The organism is Marinospirillum insulare DSM 21763 (genome assembly GCF_000686905.1).
Lineage (GTDB): Bacteria > Pseudomonadota > Gammaproteobacteria > Pseudomonadales > Halomonadaceae > Marinospirillum > Marinospirillum insulare.
Map to the genome: position 1 here is coordinate 1 of NZ_JMLW01000071.1, position 1,296 is coordinate 1,296.

The 1,296-nt window shown below is 31.3% G+C and carries 2 protein-coding genes; one reads left to right on the forward strand and one right to left on the reverse strand.

Translation table 11 applies throughout. From position 1 onward, the window contains the following. Window positions 1–74 precede the first annotated feature (74 nt). Window positions 75–851 carry a glycosyltransferase gene (locus tag BP27_RS0113635; RefSeq protein WP_027851997.1) on the forward strand — a complete coding sequence of 259 codons (777 nt, stop codon included), beginning with the start codon at window positions 75–77 and terminating at the stop codon, window positions 849–851. 61 nt (window positions 852–912) lie between these two features. Here the strand turns inward: BP27_RS0113635 and BP27_RS17280 are convergent, their stop codons facing one another. Continuing rightward, complete coding sequence (locus tag BP27_RS17280; RefSeq protein WP_160169850.1) at window positions 913–1,074, reverse strand: hypothetical protein; 162 nt, start codon at window positions 1,072–1,074, stop codon at window positions 913–915. Window positions 1,075–1,296 lie beyond the last annotated feature (222 nt).

The window sequence follows — 1,296 nt, forward strand, 5'->3', positions numbered from 1 at the left end:
CTCATTCTTGGTCGATTGAAAAGCATAAGATGCTACAGCAGCTTGCCATCCAATCCTAGTTTAATGAGTTGCACTTGAGAGTTGAATCCAGGGTTGTTAATGATGGATCAACAGATGGTAGCCTTAATATAATTAACCTATATAAAGGTTTTGATGATAGAGTTAAAATATTAAATCAAGAAAACCAAGGTGCAGCAGTTGCAAGAAATAATGGGATAGTCGCTGCAAAAGGCAGGTACTTATCTATTCTAGATTCTGATGATTTGTTTGACTCAAACATGCTTGAAGAAATGTTTCTGCACGCTGAAAAAACATCTAGTAAAGTTGTGCTTTGCCCATTTAGGTATATCGGTGATATCCCTACTGCTAAAAGAGGGTTAACAATACTAGATAATTTTGATATAAATCAAGCCTTTGATATTAAAAATTACCCAGACCAAGTCTTTCAGGTAGCTGCTCCTAACGCATGGAGTAAATTATTTAAAAGAGATTTTATTTTAAAAAACAATATATTTTTTCAAGATTTGAAGTCATGTAATGATATTTATTTTAGTTATGTGGCGATAGTGTTATCTAATAGAACTTCTTTTTTATATGAGAGTTATGTAAGTTATAGGGATAATCGTAATGGGTCAATAAGTAGTACCAGAGGTGAATGTTTTAATAATATTATTTATGCAATGCAGGCAGTTAAAAAAATACTTATAAGAGAAGGTGTTTTTAATAAGGTTAAGAGGTCATTTTTAAGGCGCTCTTTAAATTGTTTTGCATATGAAATTCAGTTTGTAAAAGATGCAGATGTTAATGAGTTCATAAAGAGTTCTTCAGGTTTTCTGGAAGATAATTACTGATCTGAATCAATGTTTTTTCATGTGTTGCTTTCTTTGTCTGGGTTGCTGTTTACTAATTAAATTATGCTATAATTATATAGTCTTCCCACTCTATCATTCCCTTGTTTTTTAGTTCTGTCGCAACTTTTTCTCTAACTGGTTGTGCGGCAATAATTACCTTTTCATTTGAGTTTATGTTTCTTATTTTTTTTACAGGTAGTTCATTACCATCTATGCTAATCACTTCTTTTTTAATACTATCTATAAAGCCATTTATTGTATAGCCTTCAAGATTTAGTACTCTATAGGTCGCTAATGCTAATCCACCAGTTCCATAAATCCATACACTATTGCTTGAGTTTAATAGTTTTTTAATTATTTTTTCTTTCTTGGATTCAACTTGCTAGTGCAACAGCCTGTAATTCTTCAAACAATACTTCATTTGGTGTTTTCATTCCAAGTGTTT